This window comes from Phenylobacterium sp. LH3H17 (assembly GCF_024298925.1).
Classification (GTDB): Bacteria; Pseudomonadota; Alphaproteobacteria; order Caulobacterales; family Caulobacteraceae; genus Phenylobacterium.
Window position 1 is genome coordinate 808,760 of record NZ_CP101283.1, and the last position, 20,249, is coordinate 829,008.

Sequence of the window (20,249 nt, forward strand, 5' to 3'; positions counted from 1 at the left end):
AAAGCCCCTCACTCCCCCGGCCGATACGTCCGCTCCGTCTTTCCCCTGAGCTGCTCTGGATAGAAGTACACCTCCCGCAGCGCGCCCTGGCTGTAGCGCAGGGCCTGGTCGTTAAAGTGCCTGGACCTGGGGTCGCCGCTCTCGCCGCCGGCGGTGATGGCGAAGGCCTTGACCTTGGGGCCGAACTCGACAGCGGCGACGAAGCTGTTCCCGCTGGTCCCGTAATAGCGCTTGGTGGTCGGGTAACGCTTGGCGCCGAAGGAGGCCAGCGAGCCCCACTGGGCCGAGGTGAAGGGCACGGGGATGCTGGGGGCCGCGTCGTCGAAGGGCTGGGCGATGTCGCCGGTCAGGCGCTGGAAGCGGTTGATCTCGCCCCAGGTGGTCCTCCAGGACCCGAAGTCCTGGGTGAGCCGATCGGCGGCCTTGGCCAGGGCCGTGAGCTTCTGCTCCGGGGTCGTGCGGGTGGCCATGTAGTCGTAGACGCTGATCCCCGCGGCCTTGGCGGCGGGACCGGCCTCGGCCCACAGCGCCTCGCCCCAGAACACCGCCAGGGACGTCTCCGTCGACTCCGCCGACCAGCGATAGTCCCAGGCGCGCAGGGCGGCGACCTGGTCGGCGAGCCTGACCTTCAAGGGGTCGGCGCCCGTCGTGGCGTCATAGGCCTCGACCAGGGCGGGGATCAGACGCGCGAAGGCCGGCAGGTACGGGTCGTAGGCCGCCTCGATCAGGGTCGGCAGGGTGAAGTCCTTGCGGGCGGTCAGCACCAGGGCCGCGTGGGCCCCGCGCGGATTGGGGCCGGCGGTGTCCATGTAGCGCGGATAGTCGCGGCGCCGCGGGCTATCGGGACCCGCAGCCGACCAGGGCCAGTCATTGGTGTTGAACAGCCAGCCGGTTTTGGGGTTGAGCAGGGCCGGCGCCTCGGAGAGCGCATGCAGGCCCTTCCAGTCGGTGGCGGGGTCGGAGCCGTCCACCGGCCTGGTGTAGTCGAACCGGTCGTCGCGCCTCGGGATGAACTGCGGGTGCAGATAGGCGATCTGGCCCTTGGCGTCGGCGAAGATGGTGTTGTTGGACGAGTTGCCCCTGAGCTCGGCCACCTTGAGGAAGCTGGCATAATCGGTGGTCTTGGTGCGCAGGAAGGACTGCTGCAGGGCCGCCACCGGGGTGTTCATCAGGGCCGTGGCGATCCACTTGCCGTCCGCCTCGCGCACGATCGGCCCGTGATGGGTGGCGTAGGTGGCGAAGGTGCGGGTCGCCATGGTCCCGTCGGCGGCCTTGTAGGGGACGGCGATGGTCTTGACGGTGACCGGCCGGGTCTCGGCCCCGTAGCGGTAGGTCAGCTTGTCGCCCGACCTGGCGATGGTCTCGGCGAACTCGTCGACCACGTCGACGCCGCTGGAGGTGTGCATCCAGCCGGCGTGCTCGTTGAAGCCCTGATAGACGAAGAACTGGCCCCAGGTGACCGCGCCATAGGCGTTCAGCCCCTGGCCGCTGGTCACCTGCACCTCGGAGCGGAAGAAGAAAGACGTGTGCGGATTGATCAGCAGCAGGGCCTTGCCGTCCCGGGTGTTGGAGGGCGCGATGGCGAAGCCGTTGGAGCCGGTGGGCTCCTTGAACACGGCGCCGGTCTCGTCGGCGGCCATGGCCACCGTCTTCTTACCGTAGAAGGCCTCGAGCTGGCTGAGCGAGACCCGCTCGATGTCGCCGCCGATGCTGCCTTCGGAGAAGCTCAGCGCCATCCAGGGCTCGAAGCGCTTGATCACCCGCGGCGTCACCTCGGGGTGGGTGGCGAGGTAGTAGTTCAGCCCGCCGGCCCAGGCGTCCATCAGCTTGCGGAGCCAGGCCGGGCTGCGGGCATACTGCGCCTTCAGCTCGACCGGATCGATGAACAGCTTCATCCGCAGGTCCTGCCAGATGGCCGACTCGCCCTCGGCCTCGGCCAGGCGGCCCATGGCGTTGATGTAATTGGTCTCGACCCGGTTGAAGTCGTCCTCGGCCTGGGCGTAGACGAGGCCGAACACCGCGTCGGAGTCGGTCTTGCCGGTGATGTGGGCGATGCCCCAGTCGTCGCGGACGATGGTCACATTGCCCGCCTGGCGCTTCCAGGCGGCGAGGTCATCGGCGGCTTGGGCGGAACCCGCCGTCGCGAGGACCAGGAACAGGATCAGGCCGAAGGTCCGCAAGGCGCGCGCTCCCAAACTCAGACCTCGTCGTGACACCATCCCAGAGGCGTCGAGTCCAGAGGCCCTAGCGGCCGGTGAAGACCGGCGGGCGTTTTTCCAGGAAGCTCTTCACCCCCTCGCGGTGATCCTCGGTGGCGAACAGGCGATAGATGATCTCGATGGCCCAGCCGCCGATCTCGCGCGGGTCGCCGTGGGTGGTGCGGCGCAGGCCCTGCTTCATGTAGCGCAGGGCGAGCGGCGGGTTGGCGGCGATGCGGGCGGCCATGGCCTCGGCCCTTGGCAGCAACGCGTCATGCGGCACGGTGTCGGTGACCAGACCGATGCGCTCGGCCTCCCGGGCGTCGATGGGATCGCCGGTGAACAGCAGCTCGGCGGCCTTGGCCGGACCGACGATGGCCGGCAGCATCCACAATCCGCCGACGTCGCAGATCAGGCCGCGCTTGATGAACAGCTCGGCGAACACCGCCTTCTCCGAGGCGATGCGGATGTCCGCGTAGAGGGCGAGTTCCATGCCCCAGCCGACCGCCGCGCCGTTGACCGCCGCGATCACAGGCTTCTCGCAGTCGATGACGGCCATGGCGGCCGGGGTCGGTTCGAACTTCACCCGCGGCGGACGGGGCGGGCCCGCGGGCGCCTCGCCGGTCATCATTTCCTTGACGTCTTCGCCCGAGCAGAAGGCCGGATCGGCGCCGGTGACCAGGACGCAGCGGACTTCCGGGTCGGCGCTGGCGTGGCGGAAGGCGGCCTCGATCTCGGCATAGGCGCGCGGATTGAGCGCGTTCCGGCGTTCGGGCCGGTTGAGGGTGATGCGCGCGATGTGGTCGTGCACGCCGTAGAGCACGTGGACGAAGTCGGCGGTCTCGATCAGGGCCATGAGGGTCCTCCCATCGCACCCCAGGATGACCCCTTTTCGCCGCGTCAGCGAAGCCCCCTTGGCCCGCCGCCGGGGAAGGGGGGTAGGGTCGTCCGAAACCAGGGCGGAGAATGACATGAGCGCGGATCCGGGGACGCCGAACCTAGGGGAGGTGAGAGCCGCCCACCGGCTGGACGAAGCCGCCCTGGACCGCTGGCTCGCGGCCAATGTCGAGGGCTATCGGGGCCCCCTGAGCGTCAGCCAGTTCAAGGGCGGGGCGTCGAACCCGACCTATCTGCTGAGCGCCGGCGGGGCACGCTACGTCCTGCGCAAGAAGCCGCCGGGCCTGCTGCTGGCCAGCGCCCACCAGGTGGACCGCGAGTACCGGGTGATGAAGGCGCTGGGCGAGGTGGGCTTCCCGGTCCCGCGCATGCGGGCGCTCTGCGAGGACGACGCCGTCATCGGGACCAGCTTCTACGTCATGGATTTCCTAGAGGGCCGGATCTTCCGCGATGCGCGGCTGCCGGGGCTGGAGCCCGCCGAGCGGCGCGCGATCTATGACGAGCTCAACGCCGTCCTCGCCAGGCTGCACGCCATCGACCCCGTGGCGGTGGGGCTTGGCGACTTCGGCCGGCCAGGCAACTATTTCGAGCGCCAGATCGGGCGCTTCATCAAGCAGTACCGGGGCGCCGAGACCGAGACCATGCCGGCCATGGAGGCGCTGATCGAACAGCTGCCGGGGCGCATCCCCGCCGAGGGTCCCGTGACCATCGCCCACGGCGACTATCGGCTGGAGAACGTCATGTTCCACCCGACCGAGCCCAGGATCATCGCCGTACTGGACTGGGAGCTCTCGACGCTGGGCCATCCCCTGGCGGACCTGGCCTATACTTGCATCCTTTGGCACTCGCGCTCGGAGAGCTGGGGGACCCTGGACGGAATCGATCTGGCCGCCGCGGGCATCCCGACCGAAGAGCAGCACGTGGCGGCCTATTGCCGGCGCACGGGCCGCGACGGGATCGAAGACTTCCCCTTCTACCTGGCCTTTTCGCTGTTCCGCCTGGCCTCGATCTCGCAGGGCGTGTTCAAGCGGAACCTGGACGGCATCGGGACCAGCGATCCGAGTACGGACAATAGCGGCGCCCGCACCCTGGCCGAAACGGCCCTGGCGGTGCTGAACCGCTAGGTGCAGATCACGCCGGAGCGTGCGTTCGTATAGGCGCCGTCCGCATAGGCGACCTGGCCGTTCACCAGGACGGCCTCGACCCCGAGGGCGTCGCGGACATAGCGCAGGCCGTCGCCCGGCATGTCGAAGACCGGACGCTCGTCGCCGCGCCCCAAGGTGGCGGCGTCGAACACCACCACGTCGGCCGCCCAACCGGGCGCCAGGCGGCCCCGGTTCTTGAGGCCCCAGATCTCGGCCGTGTCGGAGGTGATCTTCTTGACCGCCGCCTCAAGGGTCAGGTGCCGGCCCTTGCGGACGAACTCGCTGAACAGGTAGCCCGTGTCGCCATAGGTCGAGAACGACGAGATGTGGGCCCCGCCGTCGCTGGCGCCGATGTGAACCAGCGGGTGGGCCAGCATGGGGCCGATGCGGTCGGTTGCGTCATGGCCCATGTTCGCCGACAGGAAGGCCAGGTCGAGATCGTGCTCCAGCGACAGATCGATCAGGGCGCGCGCGCAGCCCTGGCCGCGCTGGTCGGCGATCTCGGCCAGGGTCTTGCCCGTCAGCTCGGGCGGCGCGGCGTCGCCGCCGCGCACCGTCAGATGGCCCATCCGCGCAAGGCCGCCGTCGGCCCCGGCGTCGGAGATCAGGCGTGCCACGGTGGCCTCATCCTTCAGGGCGGCGATCCGTTCGGCCATGGGCAGGCGCAGGGTGCGGATCCAGCCGGGCAGGCTGGCGAAGAACAGGCTGGGCCGGCGCAGCGAGAAGCTGATGTCGATCGGCCGGGTCTGCATCTGCGGCCAGACCCGTGCGCCGCGGGCGAACTGCTCCTCCACCCGCGCCAGGGTGCGCGGCACGTTGTTGGGGCTGCCCCGGTTGTCGAACACCGGCGAAAAGGTGGTGGGGATGTTATGGCGCAGGGACAGTTCGGAGAGCTGGTCGATGCGGGCGATGGTGATGTCGGTGGCGTAGAATTCCGGGACCACCTGGAGCATCCGGCCATACTCGCCCAGCACCGCGCACAGGGCGTCGAGCTCGGCGGAGTCGGCGAAACGGCTCGGCACCGGGCGGGCGCGTTCGTCGACGTCGACGAAGCTGGTGGAGAGCCCCACAGCGCCCGCGGCCAGGCATTCGCGCAGCAGGTCCTGCATGGCGGAGATCTCGGCGGCGTTGGCAGTGCGTTGCTGGGCGGCCTCGCCCATGACCCAGACCCGGATCACGCTGTGACCCACCAGGGGCGCCACATTGATCGACAGATTCTTGGCGATAGCGTCGCGGTAGCCGGCGAAGTCCTCCCAGGTCCAGTCGAAGGCCTCGGTGAACGCCTCGGGCGGCATTTCCTCGATCTGCTGGAACATGCCGACCACGGCCCGCCGGTCGGCGGCCTTCAGGGGCGCCAGGGATAGCGAGCAGTTGCCGGGCACGATGGAGGTGACGCCATGCTCAAGCGCGGGCTTGGCGGCGCCGTCCCACAGCAGCTGGACGTCGAAATGGGTGTGGGGATCGATGAAGCCCGGGGCTACCACGCGGCCCGCTGCGTCGATCTCGCGGCGGCCCTCGCCCTCGACCGACCCGACCTCGACGATCTTGCCGTCCCGGATGGCGACGTCGGCGCGGAAGCCCGGCTCGCCCGTGCCGTCCACCACCAAGCCGTTGCGGATGACGATGTCGTACATGCTCAGAGTCCTTCCAGGATTCGTCGCCAGGGATGGCCGGCCAGGGCCGCCGCCTCGCCAACGCCGCAGATGTTCATCAGGTGAAAGGCGATGTCGGGCTCAAGCGCCACGGTCTCCAGCGCGCCGTTGGCATGGCGCAGCGTGACGACCAGTTCGGCCTCACCATCGTGAGCCGCGCTGACCACGGCGCTCTCGATGATCGCCTCGGCGTCGGCGACGGCCGCCCGCTGAAGCGCCGCGCCGCTCATGCCAGCGGCGGCTCGACAAACACCACGTCGCTGCCCAACAGCAGGCCCCGCGGTTTGCGCATGGCGAATATGTGGAGATTCCAGCCCTGGATCTGCTCCATCGCTTGGGCGAGCGGGTGATCGGGCATGGCGCGCGTGGCGAGCTGCTCCAGGGTTTCGTCGGCCTGGGGCGTCACGAAACGCCGTTGCAGGGTCAGAGCCATCTTTCGCCCCTCTCGTCCTCGGCCTTCGCCGGGCTAAGGGGGCCCGGGCTCGCACCGTTGAGATAAGCATATTCGCCCTTCCGCCGGGGCCGCCAAGGGGTTCCTGGCGAGGGCGTCGCCACGTCGACCAACCTCGGATTCGCTGGAGCCGGCGCCGGTTGGCTGACATGCTCACAAAGACGGCGAACCCATATCGCCGCAACGGGAGAGAGATCTTGGAAAGCCTGGTGCGCGGCGCCGCAGAGCCGCCGCTGCTGGAACTCACGATCGGTCAGGCGCTGGATGAGGCGGCTCGCCAGTGGGGCGACCGCGACGCCCTGGTCTGTCCTGCCCAGGATGGGCGACTGACCTGGACGCAGCTCCACGCCCGTTGCGAGGCCTTCGCCGCCGGCCTGCTGGCCAGCGGCCTCTCGCCCGGTGACCGGCTGGGAATCTGGTCGCTGAACCGCGCGGAGTGGGCGATCACGCAGTTCGCCGCGGCCAAGGCCGGCCTGATCCTGGTGACCATCAATCCCGCCTACCGGCTCTCGGAGCTGGAGTTCGTGCTGAACAAGGTGGGCTGCGCGGGGCTGGTGATCTCGCCGCCGTTCAAGACCAGCGACTATCCGGCGATGATACGCGCCCTGGCGCCGGAGGTGGACACGAGCGAGCCGGGCGCGCTGAAGGCCGGGCGCCTGCCCCACCTGCGCCTGCTGATCCAGATGGGCGGCAAGACCCTTCCCGGGGCCGTGTCCTTCGCCGACATCGAGGTGGCCGGCGCGGACCTCGATGCGCTGCGGGCGGCGGAAGCCGGACTCTCGCCCTTCGACGCCATCAACATCCAGTTCACCAGCGGCACCACCGGCGCGCCCAAGGGCGTCACGCTCAGCCACCACAACATCCTCAACAACGGCTATCTGGTCGGCCAGGCCCTGAAGCTCACTCCGGACGACCGCATCTGCATTCCGGTCCCCCTCTACCACTGCTTCGGCATGGTGATGGGCGACCTGGCGGCGGTGACCCACGGGTCCGCCATGGTCTATCCCGGCGAGGGCTTCGATCCCCTGGCCACCCTGGAGACGGTGGCGGCCGAGCACTGCACTGCGCTCTACGGGGTGCCGACCATGTTCATCGCCGAACTCGACCACCCGCGTTTCGCCGAGTTCGACCTCAGCTCCCTGCGGACCGGGATCATGGCCGGCTCGCCCTGCCCGGTAGAGGTGATGCGCAAGGTGATCGCCCGCATGAACATGGCCGAGGTGACGATCTGCTACGGCATGACCGAGACAAGTCCGGTCAGCTTCCAGAGCAGCACCGACGATCCCCTCGAGCGCCGCGTCTCGACCGTCGGCCGGGTTCATCCGCACCTGGAGGTGAAGATCGTCGACGAGGCCGAGAACATCGTCCCGCGAGGCGTCTCGGGCGAACTCTGCACCCGCGGCTATTCGGTGATGCTGGGCTATTGGGACGAGCCGGCCCAGACCGCTGCGGTGAAGGACGCCGAGGGTTGGATGCACAGCGGCGACCTCGCCACCCTGGACGACCAGGGCTACGGCAACATCGTCGGGCGCATCAAGGACATGGTGATCCGCGGCGGCGAGAACCTCTATCCCCGTGAGATCGAGGAGTACCTCTATAGGCATCCGGCGATCCAGGACGTCCAGGTGTTCGGCGTGCCCGACAGCCGCTATGGCGAGGAGCTCTGCGCCTGGGTGATCCTGGCGGCGGAACAGACCCTGACCGATGATGAGTTGCGCGTCTTCTGCCAGGGCCAGATCGCCCACCAGAAGATCCCGCGCCATGTGCGCTTCGTGACCGAGTTCCCAATGACGGTGACCGGCAAGGTGCAGAAGTTCGTCATGCGCGAGGCGATGATGCGCGAGCTGGGCGTCAGCGCCGAACAGACCGCCTAGATCAGCGGTCCCACCAGGGATAACTGGAGGGCATGTCCGTCGAGACCCGGCCCGCGAACCGAGGCGGACGCTTCTCCAGGAACGCGGCCACGCCCTCGCGGACGTCCGGCGTCGCGCCCAGCGCCATGGCCATCGCGCCGTCGACTTTCAGGGCGCCATAGGGGGTGGGTTCCTCGGACAGCCGCCACAGCATCTGGCGGGTCAAGGCGACTGAGATCGGCGCGGTGTTGTCGGCGATGGAGCGGGCGATGGCCCGGGCGCGAGGCAGCAGGTCGGCGGCGGGAACGACCTCGCTTACCAGGCCGCCCTTCAGGGCGTCGTCGGCGGAGAACAGGGCGCCGTCCAGGCACCAACGCAGGGCCTGGGAGATGCCTACGATCCGGGGCAGGAACCAGGCGCTGCCGGCCTCCGGCACCAGGCCGCGGCGGGCGAAGACGAAGCCGAACTTCGCCGTGTCGGCCGCGATCCGGATGTCCATCGGCAGGGTGAGCGTCAGGCCGACTCCCACGGCGGCGCCGTTGAAGGCGGCGATCGACGGCTTGCGGCACTCATAGACCGCACCCACCATGCCCGAGCCGCCGCTTCGCCCCTTGGATACATCGCCGAACGAGACCGAACCCTCCGCGGAGGTGGTGTCGAAGGCGCCCGCGCCCGCCGACATGTCCGCGCCCGCGCAGAAGCCGCGCCCGGCCCCGGTGACCAGCACGACCCGAACGGCGTCGTCGCGGTCAGCATCGTCGAAGGCCGCGGCCAGTTCGGCGCCCATGGTGGCGGTATAGGCGTTGAGCTTGTCGGGCCGGTTGAGCGTGACCTGCATGATTCCATCGGCCACCTCGCAGAGGATGTGCTCGTAGGCGTGGGACATGCGCGCGTCCTCCTGGCGGGATGTTCCGGAGACCGTAGGCGATTTACGTGGGGTCGGGACAAGCCCGTCTCGACAAGGCGCGGGCGAGCAGTGATCTTCCGCTCCGGCAAGGCTGCGGATGAGGGACGTCATGGCATCGGAAGCTCGGTACTGGCTGGTGAAGTCGGAGCCGGACACCTACTCGTTCGACGACCTGGTGCGCGATGGCGGGACGGTCTGGGACGGCGTGCGCAACAACACCGCGGCGCTCAACCTGAAGGCCATGAAGGTCGGCGACCAGGTGCTGTTCTATCATTCGGGCGCGGGCCCGGCGGCGGTGGGACTGGCCAAGGTGACGAAGGAGGCCTTCCCTGATCCCGGCGACGCCTCCGGCCGTTTCGTGGCCGTGGAGATCGGCCCGGTCGGGCCCCTCAAGCGACCGGTGAGCCTGGCGGAGGTCAAGGCCCGTCCGGAACTCGCCGACATGAAGATTGTTCGTCAGTCGCGTCTCTCGGTTTCGCCCGTTACGGCCCAGGAGTGGGCGACTATTCTGGACATGGCCGGATAGCCGCGCCAATCGCGGCGAAGGGACTTCACATGGCGGGCACGCGGTGGTCCTTGGGGCGCGGAGGCCTCGTTGCTTCCCCCAAGTCAACATCGCCGGCGAGAATGACCCAGTCCCTACCCGACCTGTTACGCGCCAATGTCCGCTTCCTGGGACGCATCCTGGGCGACGTGATCCGCGCCGAGGACGGCGAGGCCGTGTTCAGCCAGATCGAGGAAATCCGCCAGGCCTCGGTCGGTTTCCACCGCGAGGGCACCGAGGCGGCCGCAAAGCTGATGGCCGGCCGGCTGGGAGGGCTGAGCCCGCCCGACACCGTCCGCTTCGCCCATTCGTTCGCCTGCTTCCTGCAGATCACCAATATCGCCGAGGACCAGATCCAGCGCCGCCGAGGGCGCGGGGGCGACACGCGCGCCGACACCCTGGCCGGGGCGCTGCGGGCCCTGCAGGCGCAGGGAGTCGGGGTCGACGAGGTGATGACCTTGCTGGAGGGCGCGCTGGTGGCGCCGGTGATCACCGCCCACCCCAGCGAGGTGCGGCGCAAGAGCATCCTCGACCGCCAGGGCGCCATCGCCGACGACCTGGACGCCTACGACCAAGCCCTTACCGACACCGACCGCGCGCGGCTCGAGCGAGAACTGATGCGCCAGGTGGCGATCTTCTGGCGCACCCGGCTGCTGCGGAACGTCAAGCTGGGGGTCGGCGACGAGATCGAGAACGCCGTCTCCTATTTCGAGCGCAGCTTCCTGCCGGAGCTGCCGCGGCTCTACGCCCACTGGCTGGAGGTGCTGGGCGATCCCGCGCGTCTGCCGTCCTTCCTGCGGGTCGGGTCCTGGGTGGGCGGCGACCGCGACGGCAATCCCAATGTGACCGAGGCGGTGATGCGCCAGGCCATGGCGCGTCAGTCGCGAGCGGCCCTGCGGATGTACCTGGACAAGATCCACGACCTGGGCGCGGAGCTGTCGATCTCCGCCAGCCTGGCCAGCGTCACGCCGGAGCTGCAGGCCTTGGCCGACGCCTCCCCGGATCCCTCGCCGCACCGGGCCGACGAACCCTATCGCCGGGCGCTCACCTACATCTATGCGCGGCTGGCGGCCACCTATCCCCTGCTGACCGGCGAGCCGCCCGCGCGGCGCGCCGCCGGCCCTGCTCAGCCCTATGACAGTCCGGACGCCTTGCGCGGCGATCTCCAGACGGTGCTGGACAGCCTGCTGGCCCGCCATGGTCCGTCCTTCGCCCGCGGCCCGCTGCCCGACCTCATCCGCGCCGTGGAGATCTTCGGTTTCCATCTGGCCCGGCTGGACCTGCGCCAGAACTCGGCGGTGCACGCGCGGGTGGTCGGCGAGCTGCTGAAGGGCGCGGCGGTCTGTGCGGACTATGAGTCCCTGGACGAGGACGCGCGCTGCGAGCTGCTGTTGGCGGAGCTGTCCCATGGCCGCCTGCTGCACACGCCGTTCGCCGACTACAGCGAGGAGACCCGGCGGGAGTACGACATCCTGACCGCCGCCGCCGACCTGAAGCACTTCTACGGTCGCGACGCGATCCGCGCCCACATCGTCTCCAACACCACTTCGATCTCGGACCTGCTGGAAGTCTACCTGCTGCTCAAGGAGGTCGGACTGTTCACGCCGGGCGACCCGGCGCGGACCCAGGTGTTCGCCGAGCCGCTATTCGAGACCATCGCCGACCTGCGCGCCGCGCCCGACATCATGCGCCGCTATCTGGCCCTGCCGTTGATCCGCCAACTGGTCGGACCGGTGGGCATCCAGGAGGTGATGATCGGCTATTCGGACTCCAACAAGGACGGCAGCTACCTGACGTCCACCTGGGAGCTGCACCAGGCCTCACTGGCCCTGGCCGAGGTCATGCGCGACGCCGGCCTGCGCCTGCAGTTGTTCCACGGCCGCGGCGGGGCTGTGGGGCGAGGCGGCGGCTCCAGCTTCGACGCCCTGCTGGCCCAGCCCCAGGGCACCATCGCCGGCCGCATCCGCATCACCGAGCAGGGCGAGGTGGTGGCCAACAAGTACGCCGATCCCGAACTGGCGCGGCAAAGCCTGGAGACCCTGGCCGCCGGGGTGGTGCTTGCCTCGCTGCGCAAGCCGGCCAAGTCGGAACTGGCCGCGCCGCACGCCGGGATCATGGACGGCCTGGCGCGGGAGGCGATGAGCGCCTACCGCGCCCTGGTCTACGAGACGCCCGGCTTCGTGGACTATTTCTTCGCCGCCACCCCGATCAGCGAGATCGCCGACCTGAACATCGGCAGCCGGCCGACCTCGCGCCAGGCCAAGCGCAGCATCGAGGGTCTTCGCGCCATTCCGTGGGTGTTCTCCTGGTCGCAGTCGCGCGCCCTGCTGCCCGGCTGGTACGGCTTCGGTTCGGCGGTGGCCCGCTCGGGCGCGCCGATCGGGAAACTGGCCGAGCTGCACGAGACCTGGCCGTTCTTTTCCTCGGCGCTCGCCAATATGGAGATGGTGCTGGCCAAGGGCGACATGGCCATCGCCGGCCGCTATGCGGGCCTGGTGGAGGATCGCGCCCTGGCCGACCATGTGTTCGGCGAGATCCGCGCCGAGTGGGACCGCACGGTCGAGGCGCTGCTGGCGATCACCGGACAATCGGCCCTGCTGGAGAAGAACCCGGACCTGGCCGCGGTCATCCGCTCGCGCCTGCCCTATATCGATCCGCTGAACCATCTGCAGATCGAGCTGATCCGGCGCCGGCGAGGCGGCGAGGACACCGAGGCGGTGCGCGACGGCATCCATCTGACCATCAACGGCATCGCCGCGGGCCTGCGCAACACCGGCTAGAGGCCGCCTGATTGCGCGCAGAGGCTGGCGCGGCGGGGAGAGCCAAGTAGTCTGTCCTCAAGGCCCGACCAGAGGCCCGGGAGGACGCGCTTGATCGATCTCTACTACGCCGCCACGCCGAACGGCTGGAAGATCTCCATCATGCTGGAGGAGTGCGGCCTGCCGTACGAGGTCCATCCGGTGAACCTGGGGCGCGGGGAGCAGTTCGCGCCGGACTTCCTGGCCATCAGCCCCAACAACCGCATCCCGGCGATCATCGACCGGGACCCGCCGGGCGGCGGTCCGCCGGTCAGCGTCTTCGAGACCGGCGCGATCCTGATCTATCTTGCCGAAAAGACCGGCCGGTTCCTGCCCGCCGACCTGCGCGGCCGCACCACGGCGATCGAGTGGCTGATGTGGCAGATGGGCGGCCTGGGGCCGATGCTGGGGCAGAACGGACACTTCAAGCTCTATGCGCCCGAGAAGATACCCTACGCCATCGACCGCTATGGGCGCGAGGCGGCCCGGCTCTACGGCGTGCTGGACGGCCAGCTCGGCCGGACCGGCGCCTATGTGGCGGGGGATGAGTACACCATCGCAGACATGGCCTGCTTCCCCTGGATCATCACCCACAAGGCGCAGGGCTTCACCCTGGATGACTATCCCAACGTGAAGCGCTGGTTCGCCACCGTGCGGGCGCGGCCCGGGGTGGCGGCCGGCACGGCGGTGGGCAAGATGGCGCGGCCCGGCGAGATGGACGCCGAGACAAGGAAGAACCTGTTCGGGATCGTCAGCGAAAAGGCCGCCACATGATCGAGTGCTTCTTCGACTGCTCCAGCCCGTGGACCTATCTGGCCTTCCACAACCTGCAGCCTCTGGCCAAGGAGCTGGGGGTGGAGGTGACCTGGCGGCCGATCCTGGTGGGCGGCATCTTCAACACGGTCAATCCGTCAGTCTATGAGCAGCGCGCGACGCCGGTCCCGGCCAAGGCCCGCTACATGGGCAAGGACCTGCAGGACTGGGCGCGCCACTCCGGGATCGCCATTACGTTCCCGCCCAAGGTGTTCCCGGTGAACAGCGTCAAGGCCATGCGCGGCTGCATCTGGCTGGCGCCGCAGGGCAAGCTGGTCCCTTTCGCCACCAAGGTGTTCGAGGCCTATTGGGGCGACAATCTCGACATCTCGCAGGACGCGGTGCTGTCTGCGATCTGCGAAGCGGTTGGCGTCGATGGCCAGGCCTTCCTGGCGGGGATCGCCACCCCGGAGATCAAGGAGCAGCTTCGGTTGAACACCGAGGAGGTGATGGCCCGCGGCGGCTTCGGGTCGCCGACCATCTTCGTCGGCAAGGACGACATGTATTTCGGCAATGACCGCCTGCCGCTCATCCGGGCCGCGGTGCTGGCCCGCCAGGCGCAGACCCATGACGCGTGATCTTTCACCCACGGCCCCCGCTGAGGTCGGTCTCGCCCCCGCCGGCCTCGCCGCCATCGACGCCTATCTGCAGGGACTGGTCGACAAGGGGGTGCTGGCCGGCCTCGTCACCCTGACCGCCCGACACGGCAAGGTCGCCCACGTCAGCACGCTCGGGAAGAAGGAGCTGTCCGGCGGCGAACCCATGGCGGCGGACACCATGTTCCGCATCTTCTCCATGACCAAGCCGGTGACGGCCGTGGCCATGATGATCCTGCACGACCAGGGCCTCTGGTCGCCGGACGACCCCATCGCCAGGCACCTGCCGGAGTTCGCCGATGTGAAGGTGTTCGGCGGCCTGGACGCGGCGGGCGCCGTCACCCTGCACGACCCCGACCACGCCCCCACCCTGGGCGAACTGCTGACCCACACGGCGGGCCTGATCTACGGTTTCACCCCGGCTGGCGGCCTGGAGACGCTCTATCAGGCGGCCGATGTCTGGGGCGCGGCGGATCTGGCCGAGATGTCGCGGCGGATGGCCGGCCTTCCGCTCGCCTTCCAGCCGGGAACCCGCTGGGTCTATGGCCTCTCCATGGACCTTCAGGGCGCGATCATCGAGAAGCTCAGCGGCCGGAGCCTGCCGGATTTCATGCGGGAGAGGATCTTCGAACCTCTGGGCATGGTCGACACGGCCTTCCACACCCCGCCGGAGAAGAAGGCTCGGTTGGCGACGCTCTATCGCTTCAGCGCCAGCCGAGGCCTGGTTCCGCTGGCCAACAATCCGCTGCTGCCCGACCATGCGGCGCCGCCGGCCCTGGCCTCCGGCGGCGGCGGTCTGATCTCCACAGCGGGCGACTATGCCCGGTTCGCCCAGATGCTGCTGGACGGCGGCGAGTTCGCCGGACGGAGAATCGTCAGCGTCGAGGGCGTCAGGCTGATGATGACCAACCAGCTCTCGGACGAGATGCTGCGCCAGGGCTGGGGTGTCGGAAAGCAGCAGATCCGGCCCGGCTTCGGTTACGGCTTCAATGGGGTGGTGTTCACCGATCCCGAGGCGGCCGGCATACCGGTGGGTCGGGGGACCTATCACTGGGACGGCGCGGCCGGGACCTGGTTCTGGGTCGATCCGCAAAACGACCTGATCTTCGTCGGCATGGTCCAGCTGCTGAGCGAGACCGCCCCGGCGTTGCAGGCGACCACACAGACCCTGATGGCCGACGCCATCCTGCAGGAGGCAGCCGCGTGAAAGAGCCCATCCTCGAGCCCGACCTGCCGATCGTCGATCCGCATCATCACCTGTGGGATCGGCCCGCGGCCCTGGTCGCGGCCCTGCCGCCGCCCAAGCACGGCTTCGAGCATGTGATCCGCCGCGTCCCGCGCTACCTGCTGGAGGAACTGCTGGCCGACATGAAGTCCGGCCACAACGTCATCGCGACCGTCTACATGGAGTGCGGTTCCATGTACCGGAGCCGGGGTCCGGCGGCGATGCGGCCGGTGGGCGAGACCGAGTTCGTGAACGGGGTGGCGGCCATGTCGGCCAGCGGCCTCTATGGCGACGTCCTGGCCTGCGCCGGCATCGTCGGCCACGCCGACTGCAACCTCGGCGGCGCGGTCGCCGAGGTGCTGGAGGCTCATATGGCGGCCGGCGGCGGCCGGTTCCGCGGCATCCGCCAATCGGCGTCGTCCGATCCTGACAAGGATGTGCTGGGACCGCTCGCCCGGCAGGGAGGCGGGCTCTACCTGTCGCCGAAGTTCCGTGAGGGGTTCGCGCAGCTTGCCCCGCTCGGGCTCTCTTTCGACGCCTGGATGCTGGAGCCGCAGCTTCCCGACCTGATCGACCTCGCCAGGGCCTTCCCCGGGACCCAGATCGTGCTGGATCATGTGGGCACCCCGCTCGGCATCGCCAGCTATACCGGCCGGCGGGAGGAACGCTTTCCGATCTGGCGAGAGAACATCCTGAAGCTTGGCGCCCTGCCCAATGTGGCGATGAAGCTGGGCGGGCTGGCCATGGTGTTCCCGGGCTTCGCCTCGTTCATGTCCGATCCGCCGGCCTCGTCGGAGGCCCTGGCGGCGGAGTGGAAGCCCTATATCGAGACCTGCATCGAGGCCTTCGGCGTCGAGCGCTGCATGTTCGAGAGCAACTTTCCCGTCGACATAGGCAGCTGCGACTACGACGTCCTTTGGAACGCCTTCAAGCTGCTGGCCAAGGGCTGCTCGACCGACGAGAAGACGGCCCTGTTTTCCGGGACCGCCGCCCGGATCTATCGCCTGGACCTGTGAGGCCGAGCGGCCCCGCGCCGCAATCTCGCTAAAGATCCTGACAGCGCGCCCTCGCGCCTCCGGGCTAGCTGCCGGCTTCGAGAGGTTCACGGAGGCGCGCGCGGTGCGAGGTTCGATTGTGGTGAGGGCGGCCGTTGCGGCGCTGCTGGCTTTGGGGGCGGCGTCCAGCGCCCATGCCGCGGACCATCGCGACACCCCCAGCGTGATCGCCGATGCTCGCCTGGACATCGGCGACGTGTTCGCCTGGACCTCGCCTGATGGCCGACGGCTGAACCTGGCCATGACGATCGTCGGTCACAGCTTCTCGGACAAGCACCGGTACGTGTTCCACGTCGACAGCGGGCCGCGGTTCGGCAAGACCACCACCACGACGTCGATCGACTGCCGCTTTGTGGGCGGTGAAACGCAATGCCGGGCGGGCGGGGCGGGCCACGTGCGCGGAGACGCCTCACAGCCCGCCGGGATCGAGGGACGCAGTCGCCGCTTCCGGGTCTTCGCCGGTCTGCGCGATGACCCTTTCTTCAACAACGTGCGGGGCACGCGCGAGGCCTACAACGTCGCGGCCGACGCGGTGCGGAACGGCGCGACGAAGGACGCGGCCGGCTGTCCCAGGTTCGACGCGGCGACCTCGCGGACGATCCTGGAGCGGTGGCGACAAACCGAGGGCGGCCCGGCCAGGAACCTCCTGGCAGGCTGGACGCCGGCCTCGCTTGTCATCTCCGTCGACCTGGATGTCGTGAATGGCGGCGGAGACATGCTCGCGGTCTGGGCCGAAACGGCCACCGCCGGCGGCCAGCGGATCGACCGCATGGGCCGGCCGCTGACGGGCAACGCCCTCCTGGCGACCCTGGGTCCCGCCGAGGTCGGCGACGTCTTGAAGGAGCAATACAACCGGGCGACGCCGGCGACGTCCGACCCGTTCATTCCGGAAATCGAGACATCGCTGGGGCTCTATGACGGACTCGACGGGCGCTGTGGCGATCAGTTCCTGGCCGGGCCATCGCCCTCGGCGTCACGCTACCTGCTGATGGCGGTCCTGCTCGCCGACGACCGGCTCTGGGTCAACGGCATCTCGCGCGTCTGCACCCAGCTGTTCGCGGTCGAACTCGCCGCGCTGGGCGGGCGAGGCGAGCTTCGCGGCGACTGCGGCGGCCGTTCGCCGGACTATGATGCGGTCGACGTCTATCGGTCCTTGCTGGTGAACGGCTCCACCGCAGGCGTCGACGACGGCGTCGACCGCGACGACCAGGTCCACTCCACCGCGGTGTTTCCCTTCCTGGCCGCGCCCGCCAAGGCCTCCGCCCCATGAGCCGCGCGCCGTTCGCCTTCGCCTTGTCCCTGATGTTCGGCGGTCCCGCGGCGGCCCATGACTTCTGGATCCAGCCGGAAGCCTTCCGCCTTGAGCCGGGCCATGCGACGCCCATGACCCTGCAGGTGGGCCACGGCGACGATCGGCAGCGCTCGCTCATCCCGCTCGGCCGGATCATCCGGTTCTCGGCCAGCGGACCGGACGCGGCGGCGATCGACCTCAGGCCGTCGCTGCGCCTTGGCGGCGACAAGGCGGACGGGGTCATCCGCCTTCCGGCGCCCGGCGCCTATGTGCTGGCGCTCGAGACCGACAATCGGGCGCGCAGCCATCTCCCCGCGGCCCGGTTCAACGCCTACCTCAAGGCCGAGGGGCTGACCCCCGCCCTGGAGGCGCGGATTGGCTCCGGCCGCACCGGGGCCGAAGGCTCGGAGCGCTACGGCCGGGTGGCGAAGGCGATCGTGCAGGTGGGATCGGCGGGCGCGCAGGAGCCGGCGACGCAGGCGATAGGCCTCCCCCTGGAAATCGTGCCCGAGGTGACCCCCTATGCCGAGCCCAGGCCCACGGCCTTGCCCGTTCGCGTGCTCTTCGAGGGCCGGCCGATCGCGGGCGCGCTGATCAAGCTCACCGACCTTGATCGTGACGAGGCGCCTGTGGCGACTAGGCTTACGGACGAGGCGGGACGCGCGAGCTTCCCCATGCCGGAGACGGGGAGCTGGCTTCTGAACGTGGTCTGGACCAAGCCGGCCCCGGCGGCGAGCGAGGTCGACTTCGACACCGTCTTCTCCAGCCTGAGCTTCGGCTTTCCGTCAGCGGTTCGCTAGGCGATCAGGAATTGGCCAGGGCGGGCGCGTCGCTATCGAGGATGGCGCGGAGGCGCGCGGCCAGGGCCGGAGCCTCATAGGGCTTGTCTAGCAACGGAAAGGAATCGCCCCAGGCCTTCGCGGCGTCGCCGACGTAGCCGGAGGTGAGCAGGACCTTCAGCTGGGGTCGAAGTTGGCGAGCCCGTTGGGCCAGCTGGAATCCCGTCATGCCGCCCGGCATGACGACGTCGGAGAACAGCAGGTCGAGCTTCACCTTCTGCTGCAGGATGCCCAGGGCCGCGTTGGCGGAGTCGGCGGTGATCACGGCGTAGCCGAGCGTCCGCAGGCTTTCCTCGGTGAGGGCCAGGACGTGGGGATCGTCCTCGACCACCAGGATCCGCTCAGTCCCGCCGACCACGACGGGGGTAGCCGCCTTGACCACTGGCGGGCAGGCGGCGACGGACGATCGGGGCAGGCGGATCTCGAAACGGGCGCCGTGGCCTGGAGCGCTCTCGACCGACACCTGGCCGCCGGACTGGCGCACGAAGCCATAGACCTGGCTCAGGCCCAGCCCCGAACCCAGTCCGACCTCCTTTGTCGTGAAAAAGGGTTCGAAGATGCGGGCGGCGATATCGGGTTCCATCCCGCTGCCGGTGTCGGCGACACGGATGACGACCTCTTCGCCCTGGACGAGCGTCTCGATCGAGACGGTTCCGGCCGAGGCCATGGCGTCGCGGGCGTTGACGGCGAGGTTCAGCAGCGCCGTTTCGAACTGGGCCGCGTCGAGCAGCACGTGCAGGTCAGTCTTGGCTAGGTCGGCCACCACCGTGACCCCGTCTCCCACCGCCTGGCGGAGCAGGGGCATGAATTCCGTCACCAGGGCGTTCAACTCGATGGTCCGAGGATTGAGATGCTGGCGCCGCGAGAAGGCCAGAAGCTGCCGGGTCAGAGCACTGCCTCGATCCGTCGCGAAACGGATCGCCTCGGCATAGCGACCGAGCTTCTCGTCGCCATCGACCCGTCTTTGCAGCCGGTCGACATTGCCCAGGATGACGGTCAGCAGGTTGTTGAAGTCGTGGGCGACGCCGCCCGTCAGCTGACCGACGGCCTCCATCTTCCGGGCCTGGGCGAGGTCCTCTTCAAGTCGGCGGCGATCGGTGTTGTCGAGCAGGGTGCCGAACACGGTCGGGGGCTGGCCCTCCTCGGCCGGGGCAAGCACGCCCTGGTCCAGCAGGGAGCGATAGACGCCGTCGGCGCAGAGCCATCTGTACTCGCAGGAATAGACGCCCTTGGTGCGCGCCTCGGCCTGGGCTGCTTCGACGGCGGCCCGGTCGTCCGGATGGATCCGCCCGGTCGCGAAGTCGGGCTCGTCGACGAAGCGCGACGGGGGGAAGCCCGTCAAGCCCAGCACGCTGTCACTGACGAATGTGGCCGCATAGGGCGCTTCGGCGGTCCGCGAGTGGAAGACCACGGGCAGGGCGCGCAGGATCTGCTCCTGGCGTTCCTGGCTGAGCCGCAGCGCCCGCTCGGCCGCCAGCTTTTCGGCGTGGACCTTGGCGTTTTCCTCCAGGAGCAGCCTTCGTTGCTCGGACTGCCTGGCCAGCTCCAGGGTCTTCAGATGGAGGTCCACGAGCACCTGGACCTTCGAGCGCAGGATGAAGGGGTCGACCGGCTTGAAGACCACGTCCACGGCGCCGGCGGAGTAGGCCTTAAAGATGTGGGCCTCGTCGCGGAACACCGCCGTGAGGAAGACAATCGGCACCTCGCGATTGCGCCGTCGGAGGCGGATCATGCGGGCGGTTTCGTAGCCGTCCATTCCCGGCATGTGCAGGTCGAGCAGGATGACGGCGAAGTCCTCGGTCAGCAGGAAGCGCAGGGCCTCCTCGCCCGACCGGGCGACGATCAGCTCCTGACCCAGCGACTCCAGGGCCTGGCTGGCGGCGAACGCATTGCGCTCGTCGTCGTCGACGATCAGAATCCGCGTCGTCGGCCGCCGCTCTCCGGGCAGCGGCTCGATGCTCAGGTTGGCGACGGCCTCAATCATC

General features: G+C 69.0%; 17 protein-coding genes. 10 read left to right on the forward strand and 7 right to left on the reverse strand.

Going from position 1 to position 20,249, the window contains the following annotated elements; all coding sequences use genetic code 11:
* Positions 1–8: 8 nt before the first annotated feature.
* On the reverse strand, positions 9–2,180 hold the full coding sequence (locus tag M9M90_RS03975) for a penicillin acylase family protein (protein ID WP_254835870.1): 2,172 nt from the start codon (positions 2,178–2,180) through the stop codon (positions 9–11).
* Positions 2,181–2,244: 64 nt separating this feature from the next.
* Positions 2,245–3,054 (reverse strand): enoyl-CoA hydratase/isomerase family protein, encoded by an 810-nt coding sequence (locus tag M9M90_RS03980; RefSeq protein ID WP_254835871.1) that lies wholly within the window; start codon positions 3,052–3,054, stop codon positions 2,245–2,247.
* Positions 3,055–3,169: 115 nt separating this feature from the next.
* Here M9M90_RS03980 and M9M90_RS03985 point away from each other — a divergent pair, with 115 nt between their 5' ends.
* Positions 3,170–4,219, forward strand: coding sequence for a phosphotransferase (locus tag M9M90_RS03985; protein ID WP_254835872.1), 1,050 nt, complete (start codon positions 3,170–3,172; stop codon positions 4,217–4,219).
* Here the strand turns inward: M9M90_RS03985 and M9M90_RS03990 are convergent.
* The 3 genes from M9M90_RS03990 to M9M90_RS04000 are packed head-to-tail and all read right to left on the reverse strand — an operon-like array spanning position 4,216 to position 6,325.
* On the reverse strand, positions 4,216–5,874 hold the full coding sequence (locus M9M90_RS03990; RefSeq protein ID WP_254835873.1) for an amidohydrolase family protein: 1,659 nt from the start codon (positions 5,872–5,874) through the stop codon (positions 4,216–4,218). The two genes, M9M90_RS03985 and M9M90_RS03990, sit on opposite strands and share 4 nt — an antisense overlap.
* Before the next feature lie 2 nt (positions 5,875–5,876).
* On the reverse strand, positions 5,877–6,122 hold the full coding sequence (locus tag M9M90_RS03995) for a hypothetical protein (protein WP_254835874.1): 246 nt from the start codon (positions 6,120–6,122) through the stop codon (positions 5,877–5,879).
* On the reverse strand, positions 6,119–6,325 hold the full coding sequence (locus tag M9M90_RS04000) for a hypothetical protein (protein WP_254835875.1): 207 nt from the start codon (positions 6,323–6,325) through the stop codon (positions 6,119–6,121). Before M9M90_RS04000 ends, M9M90_RS03995 begins: the two co-directional genes overlap by 4 nt.
* Before the next feature lie 215 nt (positions 6,326–6,540).
* Between M9M90_RS04000 and M9M90_RS04005 the strand changes: the two genes are divergently transcribed.
* Positions 6,541–8,217: an AMP-binding protein gene (locus M9M90_RS04005; protein ID WP_254835876.1), complete on the forward strand. Its 1,677-nt coding sequence runs from the start codon at positions 6,541–6,543 to the stop codon at positions 8,215–8,217.
* 1 nt (position 8,218) lies between these two features.
* Here M9M90_RS04005 and M9M90_RS04010 read toward each other — a convergent pair whose 3' ends face one another.
* On the reverse strand, positions 8,219–9,082 hold the full coding sequence (locus M9M90_RS04010; protein ID WP_254835877.1) for an enoyl-CoA hydratase-related protein: 864 nt from the start codon (positions 9,080–9,082) through the stop codon (positions 8,219–8,221).
* 130 nt (positions 9,083–9,212) lie between these two features.
* Between M9M90_RS04010 and M9M90_RS04015 the strand changes: the two genes are divergently transcribed.
* The 8 genes from M9M90_RS04015 to M9M90_RS04050 all read left to right on the forward strand — a co-directional run bounded on the left by M9M90_RS04015 (position 9,213) and on the right by M9M90_RS04050 (position 18,225).
* Complete coding sequence (locus tag M9M90_RS04015; RefSeq protein WP_254835878.1) at positions 9,213–9,629, forward strand: EVE domain-containing protein; 417 nt, start codon at positions 9,213–9,215, stop codon at positions 9,627–9,629.
* A gap of 101 nt (positions 9,630–9,730) precedes the next feature.
* Entirely contained in the window at positions 9,731–12,427 is a 2,697-nt protein-coding gene (gene ppc / locus M9M90_RS04020) for a phosphoenolpyruvate carboxylase (protein WP_254835879.1), read from the forward strand.
* A 90-nt stretch (positions 12,428–12,517) separates the two neighbouring features.
* Positions 12,518–13,219: a glutathione binding-like protein gene (locus M9M90_RS04025; RefSeq protein WP_254835880.1), complete on the forward strand. Its 702-nt coding sequence runs from the start codon at positions 12,518–12,520 to the stop codon at positions 13,217–13,219.
* The gene (locus M9M90_RS04030; protein WP_254835881.1) at positions 13,216–13,836 is read left to right on the forward strand and encodes a 2-hydroxychromene-2-carboxylate isomerase; all 621 of its coding nucleotides are present in this window, start codon (positions 13,216–13,218) and stop codon (positions 13,834–13,836) included. The genes M9M90_RS04025 and M9M90_RS04030 overlap by 4 nt, the downstream gene beginning before the upstream one ends.
* Positions 13,826–15,061, forward strand: coding sequence for a serine hydrolase (locus M9M90_RS04035; RefSeq protein WP_254835882.1), 1,236 nt, complete (start codon positions 13,826–13,828; stop codon positions 15,059–15,061). The genes M9M90_RS04030 and M9M90_RS04035 overlap by 11 nt, the downstream gene beginning before the upstream one ends.
* Positions 15,058–16,095, forward strand: coding sequence for an amidohydrolase (locus tag M9M90_RS04040; RefSeq protein ID WP_254835883.1), 1,038 nt, complete (start codon positions 15,058–15,060; stop codon positions 16,093–16,095). Before M9M90_RS04035 ends, M9M90_RS04040 begins: the two co-directional genes overlap by 4 nt.
* Before the next feature lie 103 nt (positions 16,096–16,198).
* On the forward strand, positions 16,199–17,404 hold the full coding sequence (locus M9M90_RS04045) for a DUF4331 family protein (RefSeq protein WP_254835884.1): 1,206 nt from the start codon (positions 16,199–16,201) through the stop codon (positions 17,402–17,404).
* Complete coding sequence (locus M9M90_RS04050; protein WP_254835885.1) at positions 17,401–18,225, forward strand: DUF4198 domain-containing protein; 825 nt, start codon at positions 17,401–17,403, stop codon at positions 18,223–18,225. Before M9M90_RS04045 ends, M9M90_RS04050 begins: the two co-directional genes overlap by 4 nt.
* Before the next feature lie 4 nt (positions 18,226–18,229).
* On the opposite strand, the gene M9M90_RS04055 is transcribed toward M9M90_RS04050, so the two are convergent.
* A complete protein-coding gene (locus tag M9M90_RS04055) occupies positions 18,230–20,248 on the reverse strand; it encodes a response regulator (protein WP_254835886.1) in 2,019 nt (672 codons plus the stop codon).
* Position 20,249 lies beyond the last annotated feature (1 nt).